Source organism: Stutzerimonas sp. Brlt_14 (assembly GCF_051948915.1).
GTDB lineage: Bacteria > Pseudomonadota > Gammaproteobacteria > Pseudomonadales > Pseudomonadaceae > Stutzerimonas > Stutzerimonas stutzeri.
Window position 1 is genome coordinate 756625 of sequence record NZ_JAYJLM010000001.1, and the last position, 16906, is coordinate 773530.

General features: G+C 62.6%; 18 protein-coding genes and 1 tRNA gene. 7 read left to right on the forward strand and 12 right to left on the reverse strand.

Annotated features, from left to right (window positions below; genetic code table 11):
* Positions 1-38: 38 nt before the first annotated feature.
* The 4 genes from VF716_RS03690 to trmJ form a co-directional block, all read right to left on the reverse strand.
* Positions 39-1253 (reverse strand): IscS subfamily cysteine desulfurase, encoded by a 1215-nt coding sequence (locus VF716_RS03690; RefSeq protein ID WP_125460430.1) that lies wholly within the window; start codon positions 1251-1253, stop codon positions 39-41.
* Between the two features lie 31 nt (positions 1254-1284).
* Positions 1285-1776, reverse strand: a complete 492-nt coding sequence (gene iscR, locus VF716_RS03695) for a Fe-S cluster assembly transcriptional regulator IscR (protein ID WP_013983650.1) — start codon at positions 1774-1776, stop codon at positions 1285-1287.
* 164 nt (positions 1777-1940) lie between these two features.
* Entirely contained in the window at positions 1941-2717 is a 777-nt protein-coding gene (cysE, locus tag VF716_RS03700) for a serine O-acetyltransferase (RefSeq protein ID WP_011914139.1), read from the reverse strand.
* Complete coding sequence (trmJ, locus tag VF716_RS03705; RefSeq protein ID WP_011914140.1) at positions 2717-3553, reverse strand: tRNA (cytosine(32)/uridine(32)-2'-O)-methyltransferase TrmJ; 837 nt, start codon at positions 3551-3553, stop codon at positions 2717-2719. The genes cysE and trmJ overlap by 1 nt, the downstream gene beginning before the upstream one ends.
* Before the next feature lie 94 nt (positions 3554-3647).
* Between trmJ and suhB the strand changes: the two genes are divergently transcribed.
* Positions 3648-4463, forward strand: coding sequence for a type III secretion system regulator SuhB (gene suhB / locus VF716_RS03710; protein ID WP_011914141.1), 816 nt, complete (start codon positions 3648-3650; stop codon positions 4461-4463).
* Between the two features lie 58 nt (positions 4464-4521).
* On the opposite strand, the gene VF716_RS03715 is transcribed toward suhB, so the two are convergent.
* The 6 genes from VF716_RS03715 to queA all read right to left on the reverse strand — a co-directional run bounded on the left by VF716_RS03715 (position 4522) and on the right by queA (position 10541).
* Positions 4522-5055, reverse strand: a complete 534-nt coding sequence (locus tag VF716_RS03715) for a glycine zipper 2TM domain-containing protein (RefSeq protein ID WP_440551822.1) — start codon at positions 5053-5055, stop codon at positions 4522-4524.
* Positions 5056-5132: 77 nt separating this feature from the next.
* Positions 5133-6044 (reverse strand): protein translocase subunit SecF, encoded by a 912-nt coding sequence (gene secF, locus VF716_RS03720; RefSeq protein ID WP_011914143.1) that lies wholly within the window; start codon positions 6042-6044, stop codon positions 5133-5135.
* Between the two features lie 12 nt (positions 6045-6056).
* Complete coding sequence (gene secD, locus VF716_RS03725; protein ID WP_013983653.1) at positions 6057-7925, reverse strand: protein translocase subunit SecD; 1869 nt, start codon at positions 7923-7925, stop codon at positions 6057-6059.
* Positions 7926-7989: 64 nt separating this feature from the next.
* On the reverse strand, positions 7990-8319 hold the full coding sequence (gene yajC, locus VF716_RS03730; protein WP_014597404.1) for a preprotein translocase subunit YajC: 330 nt from the start codon (positions 8317-8319) through the stop codon (positions 7990-7992).
* Between the two features lie 42 nt (positions 8320-8361).
* The gene (gene tgt, locus VF716_RS03735; RefSeq protein ID WP_020307028.1) at positions 8362-9477 is read right to left on the reverse strand and encodes a tRNA guanosine(34) transglycosylase Tgt; all 1116 of its coding nucleotides are present in this window, start codon (positions 9475-9477) and stop codon (positions 8362-8364) included.
* Between the two features lie 14 nt (positions 9478-9491).
* Positions 9492-10541 (reverse strand): tRNA preQ1(34) S-adenosylmethionine ribosyltransferase-isomerase QueA, encoded by a 1050-nt coding sequence (queA, locus tag VF716_RS03740; RefSeq protein ID WP_014597405.1) that lies wholly within the window; start codon positions 10539-10541, stop codon positions 9492-9494.
* A gap of 111 nt (positions 10542-10652) precedes the next feature.
* Here queA and VF716_RS03745 point away from each other — a divergent pair.
* From VF716_RS03745 to VF716_RS03755, 3 genes are all read left to right on the forward strand, one after another.
* Positions 10653-10739: transfer RNA gene (locus VF716_RS03745), tRNA-Leu, on the forward strand.
* A 396-nt stretch (positions 10740-11135) separates the two neighbouring features.
* Positions 11136-11348, forward strand: coding sequence for a cold-shock protein (locus tag VF716_RS03750; RefSeq protein ID WP_003246255.1), 213 nt, complete (start codon positions 11136-11138; stop codon positions 11346-11348).
* Positions 11349-11445: 97 nt separating this feature from the next.
* Complete coding sequence (locus VF716_RS03755) at positions 11446-11943, forward strand: RDD family protein (RefSeq protein ID WP_014597406.1); 498 nt, start codon at positions 11446-11448, stop codon at positions 11941-11943.
* A 79-nt stretch (positions 11944-12022) separates the two neighbouring features.
* Here the strand turns inward: VF716_RS03755 and lptG are convergent, their stop codons facing one another.
* Together lptG and lptF are read right to left on the reverse strand one after the other, a co-directional pair.
* Entirely contained in the window at positions 12023-13084 is a 1062-nt protein-coding gene (gene lptG, locus VF716_RS03760) for an LPS export ABC transporter permease LptG (protein ID WP_013983658.1), read from the reverse strand.
* Entirely contained in the window at positions 13077-14198 is a 1122-nt protein-coding gene (gene lptF, locus VF716_RS03765) for an LPS export ABC transporter permease LptF (protein ID WP_013983659.1), read from the reverse strand. Before lptF ends, lptG begins: the two co-directional genes overlap by 8 nt.
* A gap of 254 nt (positions 14199-14452) precedes the next feature.
* On the opposite strand from lptF, the gene VF716_RS03770 reads away from it, so the two are divergent.
* From VF716_RS03770 to VF716_RS03780, 3 genes are all read left to right on the forward strand, one after another.
* Positions 14453-15943: a leucyl aminopeptidase gene (locus VF716_RS03770; protein ID WP_014597407.1), complete on the forward strand. Its 1491-nt coding sequence runs from the start codon at positions 14453-14455 to the stop codon at positions 15941-15943.
* Between the two features lie 67 nt (positions 15944-16010).
* Positions 16011-16430 (forward strand): DNA polymerase III subunit chi, encoded by a 420-nt coding sequence (locus tag VF716_RS03775; RefSeq protein WP_011914152.1) that lies wholly within the window; start codon positions 16011-16013, stop codon positions 16428-16430.
* Positions 16431-16503: 73 nt separating this feature from the next.
* Positions 16504-16890, forward strand: a complete 387-nt coding sequence (locus VF716_RS03780; protein WP_014597408.1) for a hypothetical protein — start codon at positions 16504-16506, stop codon at positions 16888-16890.
* Positions 16891-16906 lie beyond the last annotated feature (16 nt).

Genomic DNA, 16906 nt, shown 5'->3' on the forward strand with positions numbered 1-16906 from the left:
AATCCTCTTAGATCAGGCTGTGCGGCGCTTGACGCCGGTCAGTGGGCTTGCCACTCGACCTTGGAGATGTCGACGCCGTCTTTGAACATGTCCCACAGGGGCGAAAGCTCGCGCAGCTTGGTGACGGCCTCGCATACCTTCTGCGCTGCGTAATCGATTTCTTCTTCAGTGGTGAAGCGACCGAAGGTGAAACGGATGGAGCTGTGCGCCAGCTCGTCGTTGCGCCCGAGAGCGCGCAATACATACGAAGGCTCCAGCGAAGCAGACGTACAGGCGGAGCCGGACGATACGGCCAGATCCTTGAGCGCCATGATCAGCGACTCACCCTCGACGTAGTTGAAGCTGAGGTTGAGGTTGTGCGGCACACGCGCCGTCATGCTGCCGTTCACATACAGCTCTTCGAGATGCTCGACCTGCTTGTAGAAGCGGTCACGCAGTGCACGAATACGCTCGTTTTCCTGCGCCATCTCTTGCTTGGCGATACGGAAGGCCTCGCCCATCCCTACCAGCTGATGCGTAGCCAGGGTGCCGGAGCGCATGCCACGCTCGTGACCACCACCGTGCATCTGCGCCTCGAGACGAACGCGCGGCTTACGACGGACATAGAGGGCACCGACGCCCTTCGGCCCGTAGGTCTTGTGCGCGGAAAAGGACATCAGGTCGACCTTCATCTTCTCAAGGTCGATCTCCACCTTGCCGGTGGACTGGGCGGCATCGACATGGAACAGGATGCCGCGCACCCGGGTCAGCTCGCCAATCGCGGTGATGTCGTTGATGGTGCCGATCTCATTGTTCACGTGCATCACCGACACGAGGATGGTGTCCTCGCGCAGCGCCGCCTCGACCATCGCCGGGGTGACGATGCCGTCTTCGCCCGGCTCGATGTAGGTCACTTCGAACCCTTCACGCTCGAGCTGGCGAGTGGTATCCAGAACCGCCTTGTGCTCGATCTTCGTGGTGACGATGTGCTTGCCCTTGGACGCGTAGAAGTGGGCGACACCCTTGATCGCCAGGTTGTCCGACTCGGTGGCACCCGAGGTCCAGACGATCTCACGCGGGTCGGCATTGACCAGCTCGGCCACCTGGCGACGCGCATTTTCCACCGCTTCTTCCGCTTTCCAGCCAAAGGCATGCGAGCGCGACGCCGGGTTACCGAAATTGCCTTCGTTGGTCAGGCATTCGATCATCTTTTCGGCGACACGCGGGTCGACCGGCGTGGTTGCGGAGTAGTCCAGGTAAATCGGCAATTTCATTCAGATATCTCCTATCAGGCGGTCGCCCTGCTCAATCGATGGCGGACGTTTCTATCTTGTCTATCTGCGGCGAAGTGCCGCTGGCCTTGCGCATGTCCTGGCGCAGCGCGACCTGCTGTACGTCCTGACGATTGACCAGATCGGCCAAACTGATGCCGCTGAGGAATTCATGGATCTGCTGACTGAGGTCGCACCACAGATGATGGGTCAGGCAGGTATCGCCGGAGTGACAACCCCCGAGCCCCTGGCAACGGGTGGCATCGACCGATTCGTTGACCGCGTCGATAACCTGAGCAACCTGGATACCGGCCATGTCGCGAGACAGCTGATAACCTCCGCCAGGCCCGCGCACACTGGTGACGAGACTCCCACGGCGAAGCTTGGCAAACAGTTGCTCGAGATAGGAAAGCGAAATTCCCTGGCGCTCGGAAATGTCAGCCAGGGAAACCGGCCCATGCTGCGCATGCAGCGCAAGATCAAGCATGGCGGTAACGGCATAACGGCCTTTGGTGGTCAATCGCATCGGTCTGCACCAAGCATTACGGTTTGGCGCAATTATGCAATTCCCGAGTATTTGAGTCAACTATAAGACCTATTAAATTAGTAGGTCTTTAGCGAGACACCCTGATCGTACAGGCGGATGGCAAAGCTGAACGCATGATACCAGCTACTGCCAAGACCCGCACTTCAGCCGCGCGCTTCTCCGGCATCAGGCTTCACTTCGACGAAATCCTCTTCGCGCAACTCGGGTAGTTCCTTGGCGCAGTAGTCGCTACCGAGCGCCTTGAGCGCGCCACACATTCCCTCCAGTCGCTCCTCGACGGCCTGCACGTGATCGAGCAACTGCCCGATCGCCCGCGCCACCGGGTCCGGCATGTCCTCGCTGACGCCATAGGCGTCGAAACCGATCTTTTCGGCAATCGCCTTGCGCTTCGCCTCCTGCTCATCGCTGGATTTGACGATGACACGCCCGGGAATACCCACGGCCGTCGCACCCGGCGGCACTTCCCGCGTGACCACCGCGTTGGAGCCGATCTTTGCACCTGCACCGACCGTGAACGGGCCGAGAATCTTCGCGCCCGCACCGACGATCACGCCATCCTCGAGCGTCGGATGGCGCTTGCCCTTGTTCCAGCTGGTCCCACCCAATGTCACGCCGTGGTAGAGCGTCACGTCATCGCCGATCTCGGCGGTCTCACCAATGACGATACCCATCCCGTGGTCGATGAAGAAACGACGCCCGATCCGTGCACCCGGGTGAATCTCCACCCCGGTCAGCCAACGCCCGAGATTCGACGACATGCGCGCCAGCCATTTCCACTCATGGGTCCACAGCCAATGGGAAAGTCGATGGATCCAGATGGCGTGCAGCCCCGGGTAACAGGTCAGCACCTCGAACGCGTTGCGGGCTGCCGGATCGCGATGGAATACGCTTTGGATGTCTTCGCGCATGCGTTCGAACATCAATCACTTCTCCGCTTGTGAGGTTCGCCGCGGGCCGCCTTTTGCGTCTCGGTGAGGATGCCCCGCAGGATGTTCATCTCCAGCTTGCTGATTCCGCTGCGCCCGTACAGCCTGCGCAGGCGCGGCATCAGATGGCGCGGCTTGGCCGGGTCGAGAAAACCGATATCCACTAGCGTCTGCTCAAGGTGGCCGAAATAGTTTTCCAGCTCGTCCACCGTGACCGGCTGCGCGTCGAGCATTGCCGTGGTCTCCAGCTTTTCGACCTTCGTCGGCCGCCCCTCGGCCGCCAGCCAGGCCATGCGCACCTCGTATGTGAGCACCTGGACGGCTGCAGCGAGGTTCAGCGAGCTGAACTGGGGATCGGACGGGATATGGACATGGTATTGGCAGCGCTGCAGCTCTTCATTGGTCAGGCCGGCGTATTCACGACCGAACACCAGCGCCACGTCGCTACCGGCGGCAGCCTGCTCCACCGATACCGCGGCGCACTCGCGCGGGTCCAGGAGCGGCCAGGGTATGCGCCGATCCCGGGCACTGGTGCCAAGCACCAGACTGCAGCCGACCAGCGCCTCTTCCAGCGTGGCGACGACCTGGGCCGAATCGAGAATATCGGTCGCGCCGGACGCCCGGGCGACCGCGTCCGGGCTCGGAAAGTCTTCCGGATCAACCAGCACCAGACGCGACAGGCCCATGTTCTTCATGGCCCGCGCCGCGCCGCCGATGTTGCCGGCGTGGCTGGTATTGACCAGCACCACTCGAATGTTCTGCAACGACACGATGAGTCTCAGCAAGAAAACCAGCGGAAAGCTTACAGGAAGCCGCTCGCCGTCCGCCATCGACCAAAGCCTGCAGCGAGGCCGGTGACGCTACATGCGCCCGAGCTTTCCTGATAGAATTTCGCGCTTTCTTTAACGACCAGGTAATTGATCCATGCAGCCCATGCTGAATATCGCGCTGCGCGCCGCCCGCAGCGCCGGCGAACTGATTGTCCGTTCCACCGATCGCCTGGATGCAATCTCGGTCAACGAGAAAGAAGCAAAGGATTACGTCACCGAGATCGACAAGGCGGCCGAGCAGAGCATCGTTGCAGCGCTGCGCAAGGCCTACCCGAATCACGGCATCCTTGGCGAGGAAGGTGGACTGCTCGAAGGCAGCGGTGACGGCGCCGATTACCTGTGGATCATCGACCCGCTGGATGGCACGACCAACTTCGTGCGCGGCATTCCGCACTACGCCGTGAGCATCGCCTGCAAATACCGCGGCCGTCTCGAGCATGCCGTCGTCCTGGATCCGGTCCGTCAGGAAGAATTCACCGCAAGCCGCGGCCGTGGCGCAGCCCTGAATGGCCGGCGCCTGCGCGTCAGCTCGCGCAAGAGCCTGGACGGCGCCCTTCTCGGCACGGGCTTTCCGTTCAAGGACGGCCAACTGGACAACCTGGACAGCTACCTGAACATGTTCCGCAGCCTGGTCGGCCAGACCTCCGGCCTGCGACGCGCCGGAGCGGCGAGCCTCGATCTGGCCTACGTAGCCGCGGGCCGCTTCGATGCGTTCTGGGAGTTCGGCCTTTCCGAGTGGGACATGGCGGCCGGCGCACTTCTGATCCAAGAGGCTGGCGGCCTGGTGAGCGACTTCAGCGGCGGCCATGAATTCCTCGAGAAGGGACAGATCGTGGCCGGCAATACCAAGTGCTTCAAGGCTGTGCTGACGACCATCCAGCCCCACCTTACGCCGTCGCTCAAGCGCTGAGCGTGAGGCAAAAGAAAAACGCCCCAACAGGGGCGTTTTTTTATGCAGCTTGTTCAGTTCACTGCTGAGACACCATCAGCTGCCCATCCTGTACCGGAATCTGGCTGCCCGGATCACGATCCATCCGTACGCGCCCGACCTTGCCAGCCAGATCGTACTTGACGTCATAGCCGACGATCTTGTCGTGCGTGTCGGTGACCGTGCTGCAGCGGGTCTCGGTGGTGGTGTAGGTGCTGTTGGCTTGCATGCGCCCCTGCACCTGATTGCCGGCATAACCACCGCCGACCGCACCGGCGACCGTGGCGATCTTCTTGCCATTGCCGCCACCGACCTGGTTACCCAGCAGACCACCGACGACGGCGCCCACTGCGGTACCTGCGATCTGGTGCTCGTCCTGCACAGGCTTCTGCCGGGTCACTGTGACGTCCTTGCAGACTTCACGCGGCGTTCGGATGGTTTCCTTGATAGGTTCGACCGCCAGCACCTCGGCGAACTTCGGACCGCGATCGACCAGGCTATAAGTAGCGAAAGCTCCACCAGCCGTGGCAACGACCACTCCAAGTGCCGTACCGACCAACATGGACTTGTTCACTGTGACATCCTCTTCCTTCGGGCTGCGCCCGTTCCGCAGCCTTGGACCTCGCAAGGCTGCGGAAGTTCGAAAGAGGATCAGGGGCGCTCGTCGGCCTCTTCTTCCACCACCGGCGGAATCAGATCGTCACGCGTGAGTTTGAGCCAGACCAGCAGCGTGCCGGCAACGTAGACCGACGAGTAGGTACCAACGCCGACGCCGATCAGCAGCGCCAGCGAGAACCCCCACAGATTCTCGCCACCGAAGACCATCAGCGCCCCAACTGCCAGCAGCGTGGAGACCGAAGTGGCCATGGTGCGCAGCAGCGTCTGGGTGGTGGAGATGTTGATGTTCTCCAGCAGCTCAGCCTTGCGCAGCATGCGGAAGTTCTCGCGGATCCGGTCGAAGATGACAATGGTGTCGTTCAACGAGTAGCCGATCACCGCCAGCACAGCCGCCAGCACCGTCAGGTCGAAGGAGATCTGGAAGAAGGAGAACACGCCCAGGACCACGATCACGTCGTGGAACAGCGACAGCACGGCGCCGAAGCCAAACTTCCACTGGAAGCGGAACGCCACGTACACCAGGATGCCGCCCAGCGCCAGCAGCATGCCGAGACCACCCTGATCGCGCAGCTCTTCACCGACCGCCGGCCCGACGAACTCCACGCGCTTGACGCTGACCGCGTTGCCGCCATCGGCGTTGCGCAAGGCGCTGGCGATGCGTTCACCCAACTGAGGATCGTCGCCCGGCATGCGCACCAGTACGTCGGTAGTCGCGCCAAAGCTCTGCACCACGGCATCGGTGAAGCCGGCCTGGACCAGCTGACCACGAACCTGCTCGAGCTCGACTGGACGCTCGTAGCCCAACTCGATCAGCGTGCCGCCGGTGAAATCCAGGCCGAAATTCAGGCCCTTGACCACCAGGCTTCCCAGCGAGGCGACCGTGAGCAGCACGGTAAGGGCGAAGGCCACATGGCGGACGCCCATGAAATTGATAACGCGTTTCATCGTGCTAGCCCCTTAAATCCACAGCTTCTTGAGATCGCGGCCACCGTAGATCAGGTTGACCATGCCGCGCGTCACGATGATTGCGGTGAACATCGACGTCAGGATGCCGATCGACAGGGTCACCGCGAAACCCTTGATCGGGCCGGTACCCATGGCGAACAGGATGCCGCCCACCAGCAAGGTGGTGAGGTTGCCGTCGAGGATCGCCGAGAAGGCCCTGTCGAAGCCCTCGTGGATGGCCCGCTGGATCGACATGCCATTGGCAATCTCCTCACGAATACGCGAGAAGATGAGCACGTTGGCGTCCACCGCCATACCCATGGTCAGCACGATACCGGCGATACCTGGCAGGGTCAGCGTGGCGTTGAGCATCGACATCAATGCCGTCAGCGCGACCATATTGAACAGCAGCGCAATGGTGGCAAGCACGCCGAAGAACTTGTAGATCAGCACCATGAAGATGGCGACGAAGAGGAAGCCCCACATCGCGGCCTGCACGCCCAGCTTGATGTTCTCGGCGCCCAGGCTCGGACCGATGGTGCGCTCCTCGGCGAAGTACATCGGCGCCGCCAGACCACCAGCGCGCAGCAGCAGAGCAAGTTCCGACGATTCGCCCTGACCATTGAGGCCGGTAATGCGGAACTGACTGCCGAGCGGCGACTGGATGGTCGCCAGACTGATGATCTTCTTTTCTTCCTGGAAGGTTTCGACCCGCACTTCCTGCTCGACGCCATCGACCATCTGCCGCACGTAGCGAGTCAGCGGCCGCTGCTCGATGAAGATCACCGCCATGCTGCGCCCGACATTGCTGCGGGTAGCGCGGTTCATCAGATCGCCGCCATGTCCGTCGAGGCGAATGTTCACCTGCGGACGGCCGTTTTCGTCGTAACTGGCTTGCGCATCGGTCACCTGATCACCGGTGATGATCAGGGTACGCTCGAGCTGCACGGGCGGACGACCTTCCTCGCGGAACTCGAAGGTTTCGGTCGAGGCGCGCGGCGCATCGGACTCGGCCGCAAGGCGGAACTCCAGATTGGCCGTCTTGCCGAGAATGCGCTTGGCTTCGGCAGTGTCCTGTACGCCCGGCAGTTCGACCACGATGCGGTTGGCCCCCTGGCGCTGCACCAGCGGCTCGGCGACGCCCAGCTCGTTGACGCGGTTGCGCACGGTGGTCAGGTTCTGCTTGATCGAATATTCGCGGATCTCAGCCAACTTGGCCTCGGTCAGCGTCAGACGCAGCACGAATTGGCCGTTGCGCTCGCTGGTGGTCAGCTCGAAATCGGTGAAGTTCTTGCGAATCAGCGACTGAGCGGCGCTGAGGGTTTCCTGATCGGCGAAGCCCAGCTGCACGGCATCCTTCAGATTCGGCAGGCTGCGATAGCGCACGCGCTCCTTGCGCAGCAGGCTTTTGACCTCGCCTTCGGAGACATTCAGCCGCGTCTCGATGGCCTTCTCCATATCGACTTCCAGCAGGAAGTGCACGCCGCCGGAGAGGTCGAGACCGAGCTTCATGGGGCTGGCACCGAGACTGCGCAGCCAGTCTGGAGTGGTCGGTGCAAGGTTGAGCGCAACGACATAGGCATCACCCAGCGTGCGCCGAACGATATCTTTGGCCGGCAGTTGATCATCCTGACGCTCCAGACGCACGAGACCACCACGGCCCTGTTCGTCGAGCGAAGCGGACTTCACCGCAATGCCGCCTTCCTCGAGCGCCTGGCTTATGCGCTCGAGATCGGCCATACCGATCTCCTGTGCCGCGCTGGCACCGGTGACCTGGATCGCCGGATCGTCCGGATAGAGGTTGGGCGCCGAATAAACAAAAGCAACCGCGAGCACTGCCAGAATCAGCAGGTATTTCCAGAGAGGGAATCTATTGAGCATGACGCAGCCCGTTTAATGAACGCGGGGCGCCTTGCGCGCCCCGTCGGTGTTGAATGAAGTCAGCTCAGATCGCTTTCAGCGTGCCCTTGGGCAGCGTGGCGGCGATAGCCACTTTCTGGAACTTCAGCTCAACGTTGTCGGAAACCTCGATCACCACGAAATCGTCAGCGACCTTGGTGACCTTGCCGGCGATGCCGCCGGAGGTGACCACTTCGTCGCCCTTCTGCAGGCCGGCGATCAGGTTCTTGTGTTCCTTGGCCCGCTTGGCCTGGGGGCGCCAGATCATCAGATAGAAGATGACCAGAAAACCGACCAGAAACACCCACTCGAAGCCAGTGCCGGCAGGACCAGCGGCAGCCTCCTGGGCATAGGCGGCGGGAATCAGAAAGCTCATGTAGCACTCCTGTTGCAGAAAGGATTGTTTTGCTCTGGCACGTCACGCAAGCGGCGGCGTTGGCAGACCGCGCTTGGCATAAAAGGCGTCGACAAAGGCCGCCAATGTACCCTGTTGAATGGCGTCGCGTAAACCAGCCATCACCCGCTGGTAATGCCGCAGGTTGTGGATGGTATTCAACATGCTACCCAGCATTTCGCCGCATTTATCCAGGTGATGCAGATAGGCGCGGGAGAAGTGTTTGCAGGTGTAACAATCGCAGCTCGGATCGAGTGGCGAATCGTCGTGCTTGTGCACCGCGTTGCGAATCTTGATGACGCCGGTGTCGGTGAACAAATGGCCGTTGCGCGCGTTACGCGTCGGCATCACGCAGTCGAACATGTCCACGCCGCGCCGCACCCCCTCGACCAGATCTTCCGGCTTGCCCACGCCCATCAGATAGCGCGGCTTATCGGCTGGCATCTGCGGCGGCAGGAAGTCCAGCACGCGAATCATCTCCTCTTTCGGCTCGCCCACGGAAAGCCCGCCAATCGCCAAGCCGTCGAAGCCGATCTCGCACAACCCGTCCAGCGAGCGCATGCGCAGCGACTCGTGCATGCCGCCCTGAACGATGCCGAACAGTGCCGACGGGTTGTCGCCATGAGCGACCTTGGAGCGCTTGGCCCAGCGCAGCGACAGTTCCATCGAGCGGCGCGCGACGTCCTCGTCAGCCGGATAGGGCGTGCACTCATCGAAGATCATCACGATATCCGAGCCCAGGTCACGCTGGACCTGCATGGACTCTTCCGGCCCCATGAACACCTTGGCGCCATCGACCGGCGACGCGAAGTAGACGCCCTCCTCCTTAATCTTGCGCATCGCCCCCAGACTGAACACCTGAAAACCACCGGAATCGGTAAGGATCGGCCCCTGCCACTGCATGAAGTCGTGCAGGTCGCCGTGGCGCTTGATCACCTCGGTGCCGGGTCGCAGCCAGAGGTGAAAGGTGTTGCCCAGGATGATCTGCGCACCGATCGCTTCGATGTCCCGCGGCAGCATGCCCTTGACGGTACCGTAGGTGCCTACCGGCATGAAGGCCGGCGTTTCCACGGTTCCGCGAGGAAAGGTCAGACGCCCCCGACGTGCCTTGCCATCGGTGGCGAGTAGCTCGAAAGACATGTGGCAGGTACGGCTCATCGGGTTTCCTCGGGACCGCGCGCGGCGGGGTTGCGGGTAATGAACATGGCGTCGCCATAGCTGAAGAAGCGGTAGCGCTGAGCCACAGCCTCGGCATACGCCGCCATGGTTTCCGGGTAGCCGGCAAAGGCAGAAACCAGCATCAGCAGCGTCGACTCGGGCAGATGGAAATTGGTCACCAGCGCATCGACCACATGAAAGGTCTTGCCCGGATAGATGAAGATATCGGTGTCGCCACTGAACGGCTTGAGCTCGCCGTCGCGTGCAGCCGTTTCCAGCGAGCGGACACTGGTGGTACCCACTGCGATCACCCGACCTCCGCGCGCGCGGCAGGCCGCCACCGCATCGACCACCTCCTGCGTCACTTCCAGCCACTCACGATGCATATGGTGTTCTTCTATGCGCTCCACGCGCACCGGCTGGAAGGTGCCGGCACCGACATGCAGGGTGACATAGGCGGTCTGGACCCCGGCATTGCGGAGTGCATCCAGCAGGGCCTCATCGAAATGCAGCCCGGCGGTCGGAGCCGCCACGGCGCCGGCTCGCTGCGCGTAGACGGTCTGGTAGCGCTCGCGATCGGCGGCATCGTCCGGCCTGTCTATATAAGGAGGCAAAGGCATGTGACCGATGCGCTCGAGCAGCGGCAACACGTCCTCGTCGAAGACGAGTTCGAACAGGGCATCGTGCCGCGCGACCATTTCAGCTGCGCCACCACCGTCGAGCAGGATCTGAGAGCCGGGTTTGGGGGACTTGCTCGAGCGCACATGCGCCAGCACGCTGCGATTGCCGGTCACGCGCTCGACCAGAATCTCCAGCTTGCCGCCGGTAGCCTTCTGGCCAAACAGCCGCGCCGGGATGACCCGCGTATTGTTGAAGACCATCAGATCACCGGGTCGCACGTAGTCCAGCAGATCGGCAAAGTTGCGGTGCGACATCTGCCCGGACTGACCGTCGAGCACCAACAGCCGGCTCGCTCTGCGCTCGGCAAGTGGATGACGGGCGATCAGGGCGTCGGGGAGCTCGAAGTAGAAATCGGCGACTTGCATGGGCGGTTTCGGGGCGCGGAAAGGGCGCAAATGTTATCCGAAAGACGTCGAGCTGGCCACGCCAAACGATTGACCACTCAGCCCCGCATCCCTATACTGCGCCGCCACTGTGCCTCGATGGCGGAATCGGTAGACGCAGCGGATTCAAAATCCGCCGTTGGTAACAACGTGAGAGTTCGAGTCTCTCTCGGGGCACCATCACAGTACCAAGCCTGTGCGCAGCGAGCTCCGTATCGATATGCGACACAGGCAGAAGCGCCAGCTTTACCGCCTTCTCGCTGACTGAAAAACAACACAGTCAGCCGTGGCTTTGACGATCCGCCGTAGCGGAGAAGCATGTCGAACCACCCTTCAAAAGCGCTGAAATGGCGCCGCCTGGACAGGCAAATTCTATGGCTCCGAGGGGTTGGCATTCCCCGGCGAGTTATCGTAGAGTGTGCCCACTGTGTTTGCATGGGTCGCTGTTGAATCGTGACCTGGTGCAGTAGATCTTCAGATCCGCTACTCCGCTCGACTCTCTTACTCCTTGCAACCAGTTCCAGCTTCCTGCTTTGCGGGGGCAATTCTACTTTTGAGTTTCAAGGATACAAAGACATGTCGAATCGTCAGAACGGTACCGTCAAGTGGTTTAACGACGAGAAAGGTTTTGGTTTCATCACTCCTGAGAGCGGTCCGGATCTGTTCGTGCACTTCCGCGCGATCGAAGGCAACGGCTTCAAGAGCCTGAAAGAAGGCCAGAAAGTCAGCTTCATCGCCGTGCAAGGCCAAAAGGGCATGCAGGCCGACCAGGTTCAGATCCTGGGCTAAGCCTTCTCTCCGAAAAGCCCCTGATGGCAACATCAGGGGCTTTTTTATGCGCGCAATTCCGTAGAATGCCCCGCCTTCCCCTTGATCGAGACAAGCAATGCGCCGACATCTGCTGAGCCCGCAGGGCCAATTCCCCGCTGCCGGTCTGATGCGCCGACTGGCAGCAATGTTCTACGACAGTCTGCTCTGCATCGCCCTGATGATGGTGGTGACGCTGTTCTATCAACAGGTGCTGCTGCGCCTGCTATATGGCAGCGAACAACTGAAGGTGCTCGCCGACGCCGGCCGCCTGGATATCGACCCACTGCTCTCGACGCTGCTGCTGTTCAGCCTGTTCGGCTTCTTCGCCAAGTTCTGGACCCACAACGGTCAGACGCTGGGCATGCAGGTCTGGGGCATCCGCATCCAGAACAGCGACGGCCGCGCCATCGATCTGTGGCAGGCGCTGCTGCGCTTTCTGATCGCGATCGTTTCGCTGCTGTGCCTGGGAATGGGCTATTGGTGGATGCTGATCGACAAGCAGAAGCGCACCTGGCACGACATCTATTCCGAGAGCCAGGCGGTGCAGCTGCCGAAAAACATCCACAAGAAGTAATCGCAGCGCCCGAGCCACCAGACCTGGCCGGCCGCGCGCCTCTCTACCGGTCGCCGTCGCCATGCGCGACGGCGATACCTCAGCCGGCGCGCCTCAGCAACCAGGCGCCGATCAGCGCACAGACACAGGCCGGCAACACCACCGCCAGCAGCGGCGAGAAACCGAACACCTGACTCGCCGGCCCCAGCAGATCCTGAATGATCCGGAACACGAAGCCGACGACCACGCCGGTGAAGATCCGCTGCCCCAGCGTCACCGAACGCAGCGGCCCGAAGATGAAGGAAATCGCCAGGAGCACCAGCGCCACGGTGACCGCCGGCTGCAGGACCTTGGTCCAGAACGCCAGCCAGTAGCGGCTGTTGTTCAGCCCCTGCTCGCCCAGATAGTGAATGTATCGCCACAAGCCGGTGATCGACAGCGCCTCCGGCTCCATCACCACGGTGCCGAGCAGCTGCGGTGTCAGCTGGACGTCCCAACGCTCCTCGGGCGCGCGCGCGACTTCGGTGTGATCGCCACGAAAATGGGTGGTGGCAATGTTCTCGAGCCGCCAGTGATCGCCCTGATAGCTGGCGCGACGCGCGAAGCTGGAGGACAGCAGGCGACGTTCCTCGTCGAAGCGGTAACGCGTGACTCCCACCAGCACACCGCCGGGCTGTACCGCGTTGACGTGCACGAACTCGTTTTCCTGACGATGCCACAAGCCGCGCTTGCTGCTCTGCGCCTCACCCGCCCCCTGCGCCAGGGAGCGCCTGGCCTGGGCGATGTCTTCGGTCAGCGGCGCAACATACTCGCCAATCAGAATTCCCGCGACGAGCAGGACGAGCATCGGCTTCATCACTGACAGTACGATGCGCCCCAGGGAAACCCCGGCCGCGCGCATGATGGTCAGCTCGCTGCTGCTGGCCAGCGTGCCGAGACCGATCAGGCAGCCGATCAGAGCCGCCATCGGCAGCATGTCGTACAACCGGCGCGGCGAGGTCAGCAGGACGTATTGCAGGGCGTCGCCCAGACCGTAGTTGCCCTGGACGTCGCCCAGCTCGTCGATGAACGCGAACAGCAGCGCCAGACCGACGATGATGCCGAGCACCGTGAGGATGGCGAGAAAGACGTGGATACCGATGTAGCGATCGAGCTTAACCACGAGCCACCTCCAGCTGCGCGCGACGCTTCTTCATTCGCAGCCTGATGGGCTCCCAGAACAGCATCAGCAGGCCGATCGCCAGAAACAGCCCGTGCACCCACCACAGACCCAGCGCCATGGGCAGGCGCCCCTTGTCCAGCGCACCACGCACGGCGATCAGCAGCGCGAGATAGGTCATGTACAGAAGGATGGCCGGCAGCAGCTTGAGGAAGCGCCCCTGCCGCGGATTGACCTTGGCCAGCGGCACGGCGAGCACGGTGACGACGAATACCAGCAGCGGCAGCGACAGCCGCCAGTGCAGCTCGGTGCGGTGCCGAAGGTTATCGCTACCCAGCAGCTCGCGGGTCGGCATCGCCTCGCGCTCGCTCAGCTCCATGCTCACTTCCGGCTTGGGCAGCAGCACACCGTAGGTGTCGTACTGAATCGCACGGTAATCCGCCTGCCCCGGGTTGCCGTCATAGCGATAACCGTTTTCCAGAATCAGGTATCGGCTGCCGTCCGGCTGAATCTCCTGCCGACCGCTCTCGGCGACGAGTACGGACAGCCCGCTCTCCTTGCCGGTCTGACGCGAAACGTTGGTCTCGGAAATGAACACGCCGCCCAGCTCACTGCGGTCGGCCGAGAGCTCACGGGTATAGGTGACACGCGAACCGCCGCGCAGGGTCTGGAAACGCCCTGGCACCAGGGTGTCGAACTCGGTCAGCGAATCCTGCTGATTGAGTATCCGATCCACCTCGGCGATGCCTTGCGGCGCCAGGCCCAGGCTCAGCCAGCCGACCAGCGCAGCGACCAGGGCTGCCGGTGCCAGGCTGTAGGCCAGCAGGCGTCGCTGACTCATGCCCGTGGCCGAGAGCACGGTCATTTCGCTTTCCAGATAGAGGCGCCCGTAGGCCAGCAGGATGCCGAGGAACAGCCCCAGCGGCAGAATCAGTTGCAGGAAGCCCGGCAGGCGGAAGCCCATGATCAGCAGCAGCACGCCCGGATCGAGCACCCCCTGCGCAGCCTGGGCCAGATACTTGATGAAGCGGCCGCTCATGATGATCACCAGCAGCACGGCACTGACCGCGCTCATGGTGATCAGCAGCTCTCGGGACAGGTAACGAAAGACGATCAAACCAGACACTCCAGGGTTGTCAGGCTCTGGCGGCAACGCTCAAACTAGCCGCCAGTTGCCGGCCCGCCGCAGCAGACCGTTGGAAATTGGTAATGGCGCGCAAGTCGCGTCGTCGCGATCACTGACAAGCTCAGGCGATTGCAACGTTTCTAGCCTAGCGCAGTCGTCAAGTAACGACCGAACAGGCGAACCACCGGAAAATAAGCCCGGCATTATCCTGCAAACCCGACTCTTTGTCTTGGGGACACCACGTCATGGAATTTGTTGTCAAAAGCGCCAAAGCCTCCACCCAGAAGACCGCCACCCTGATCCTGCCGCTCGGCGAGAACTGCCAGCTCGGCAGCGTCGCACAGAGCGTGGACAGCGCCAGCGCTGGCGCGCTCAGCACTGCGCTCAAGCGGGGCGACATCCAGGGCAAGCCGGGACAGACGCTGCTGCTGCACGGCCTGCCGGGCCTCAAGGCCGAGCGGGTACTGCTAGTCGGCACCGGCAAAGCGGATGAACTCGACAGCCGCCAATGGCGCAAAGTGGTCAATGCAGCGCTGGCGGTCATCAAGAATCTGGGTGGTGGCGATGCTGCTTTCGCCATGCAGGACGTGCAGGTCAAGGGGCGCGACAGCTATGCCCGCACACGCCTGCTGGTGGAGATCGTTGCCGACGGCCAGTACGTGTTCGACCAATTCAAGAGCAAGAAGGCCGAACCGCGTGCACTGCAGAAGATCATCCTGCTCTGCGACAAGGCCGAACAGGCCGGCGTCGAGCGTGCCGCCCGCGAGGCCTCGGCGATCGCCACCGGCATGGCCTTCACCCGCGACCTGGGCAACCTGCCGCCGAACGTCTGCCACCCGACCTTCCTCGCCGATCAGGCCCGGCAGCTGAGCAAGGCCTACAAGGGCGTCAAGCTCGATGTGCTGGACGAAAAGAAACTGCGCGAGCTCGGCGCCGGCGCGTTCCTCGCGGTATCCCAGGGCAGCGACCAGCCGGGCTGCATCATCGTTCTGCAGTACAACGGCGGCAAGAAGGGCGACAAGCCCTACGCACTGGTCGGCAAGGGCATTACCTTCGACACCGGCGGCATCAGCCTCAAGCCGGGCCTGGGCATGGACGAAATGAAGTACGACATGGGCGGCGCCGCCAGCGTGCTCGGTACGCTCAAGGCCGTGCTCGAACTGCAGTTGCCGATCAACCTGGTCTGCCTGCTGGCCTGCGCCGAGAACATGCCCAGCGGCGGCGCGACTCGCCCGGGTGACATCGTCACCACCATGAGCGGCCAGACCGTTGAGATCCTCAACACCGACGCCGAAGGCCGACTGGTGCTGTGCGACACCCTGACCTACGCCGAGCGCTTCGAGCCGCGAGCCGTGGTCGACGTGGCCACCCTGACCGGCGCCTGCATCGTCGCGCTGGGCAGCAACACCTCGGGCCTGCTCGGCAACAACGACGAGCTCATCCAGCAGCTGCTGCAGGCCGGCGAGAGCGCCGCCGACCGCGCCTGGCAATTGCCGCTGTTCGACGAGTATCAGGAGCAGCTGGACAGCCCCTTCGCCGACATCGCCAATATCGGCGGACCCAAGGCCGGCACCATCACTGCCGCCTGCTTCCTCTCGCGCTTCACCAAGAAGTACCCCTGGGCCCACCTGGACATCGCCGGCACCGCCTGGACCAGTGGCGGCAAGGAAAAAGGCGCGACTGGCCGTCCCGTGCCCCTGCTGACCCAGTATCTGCTGGACCGGATCAACGGATGAGCCCGATCACCGCGCGTGACAGCGGCCGGCACGGCCCCGCGCTCGCCGGCCCGGCGGGCGCACGTCCATGACACGCATCGAGTTCTACGTGCTGCCGGACGACAACCCGCTCGGGCGGCTGCGCGCGGCCTGCCAGTTGGCAGCCAAAGGCTGGCAACATGGCCTGCAGGTATTCGTCCGCTGCAGCGACGAGGACCAGTCGACCCGGCTCGACGAGCTGCTCTGGAGCTTTCGCGCGGAACGTTTCATCCCGCACGAGCAGTACGCCGAGGAGGTGCAGGCGCCAGTGGTCATCGGGCTCGAACAGGAACCACCGACCGCCCAGGGCCTGCTGATCAACCTGGCACCGACACTCTCGGCGCACATCGACCGTTTCAGCCGTGTCATCGAGATCGTCAACCAGGAGCCGCAGCTGCTGACCGCCTGCCGGGAGAATTTTCGCCTGTATCGGCGCCAGGGCTATGATCCACAAAGGGTCGAGCTCTAACCGCTCCAATCTTTAGACAGCAAGGGATACCCCCTGGCAAACAGCCGGGATGCACCAGCCCGGAACCACGCAGATGACACCGAAAGCCCCGAACAAACCCGCCGAACTGCTGAGCGATCTCGAATCCATTCGCGCGCTGCTCGGCGACGATTTCCCTGACTCTGCCGCAACAGGCGCCCCCGTGGATCCGGACAGCATTCCGCTGCTGTCCGATATCGTCGAACCCGGGCCGGCCATCGCAGCGGCCACCCCCAGCGACGACGAGCCACGGGAAACCAGCGTGCGCAGCGCCTTCCGCTCGCTGGCCGAGCGGCATATCGATCACGAGTTGCGCACCGCGGCCAACCTGATCCTGCAGGAAGTGATCGACGACTTCGTGCCCCAGATCGAAGCCGAGCTCAAGCGCCGCCTGGAAAGCCGGATCGACCGGCTGGTGCGCACACCCCCGCCTCGCAGCTGACCGGTGAATGCGTAGT

Bases quoted from the DNA above. Each gene is read 5' to 3' on its own strand.
- VF716_RS03690 (WP_125460430.1), bottom strand. From the start codon at position 1,253: ATGAAATTGCCGATTTACCTGGACTACTCCGCAACCACGCCGGTCGAC.
- iscR (WP_013983650.1), bottom strand. From the start codon at position 1,776: ATGCGATTGACCACCAAAGGCCGTTATGCCGTTACCGCCATGCTTGAT.
- cysE (WP_011914139.1), bottom strand. From the start codon at position 2,717: ATGTTCGAACGCATGCGCGAAGACATCCAAAGCGTATTCCATCGCGAT.
- trmJ (WP_011914140.1), bottom strand. From the start codon at position 3,553: ATGGCGGACGGCGAGCGGCTTCCTGTAAGCTTTCCGCTGGTTTTCTTG.
- suhB (WP_011914141.1), top strand. From the start codon at position 3,648: ATGCAGCCCATGCTGAATATCGCGCTGCGCGCCGCCCGCAGCGCCGGC.
- secF (WP_011914143.1), bottom strand. From the start codon at position 6,044: ATGAAACGCGTTATCAATTTCATGGGCGTCCGCCATGTGGCCTTCGCC.
- secD (WP_013983653.1), bottom strand. From the start codon at position 7,925: ATGCTCAATAGATTCCCTCTCTGGAAATACCTGCTGATTCTGGCAGTG.
- yajC (WP_014597404.1), bottom strand. From the start codon at position 8,319: ATGAGCTTTCTGATTCCCGCCGCCTATGCCCAGGAGGCTGCCGCTGGT.
- tgt (WP_020307028.1), bottom strand. From the start codon at position 9,477: ATGTCTTTCGAGCTACTCGCCACCGATGGCAAGGCACGTCGGGGGCGT.
- queA (WP_014597405.1), bottom strand. From the start codon at position 10,541: ATGCAAGTCGCCGATTTCTACTTCGAGCTCCCCGACGCCCTGATCGCC.
- VF716_RS03750 (WP_003246255.1), top strand. From the start codon at position 11,136: ATGTCGAATCGTCAGAACGGTACCGTCAAGTGGTTTAACGACGAGAAA.
- VF716_RS03755 (WP_014597406.1), top strand. From the start codon at position 11,446: ATGCGCCGACATCTGCTGAGCCCGCAGGGCCAATTCCCCGCTGCCGGT.
- VF716_RS03770 (WP_014597407.1), top strand. From the start codon at position 14,453: ATGGAATTTGTTGTCAAAAGCGCCAAAGCCTCCACCCAGAAGACCGCC.
- VF716_RS03775 (WP_011914152.1), top strand. From the start codon at position 16,011: ATGACACGCATCGAGTTCTACGTGCTGCCGGACGACAACCCGCTCGGG.
- VF716_RS03780 (WP_014597408.1), top strand. From the start codon at position 16,504: ATGACACCGAAAGCCCCGAACAAACCCGCCGAACTGCTGAGCGATCTC.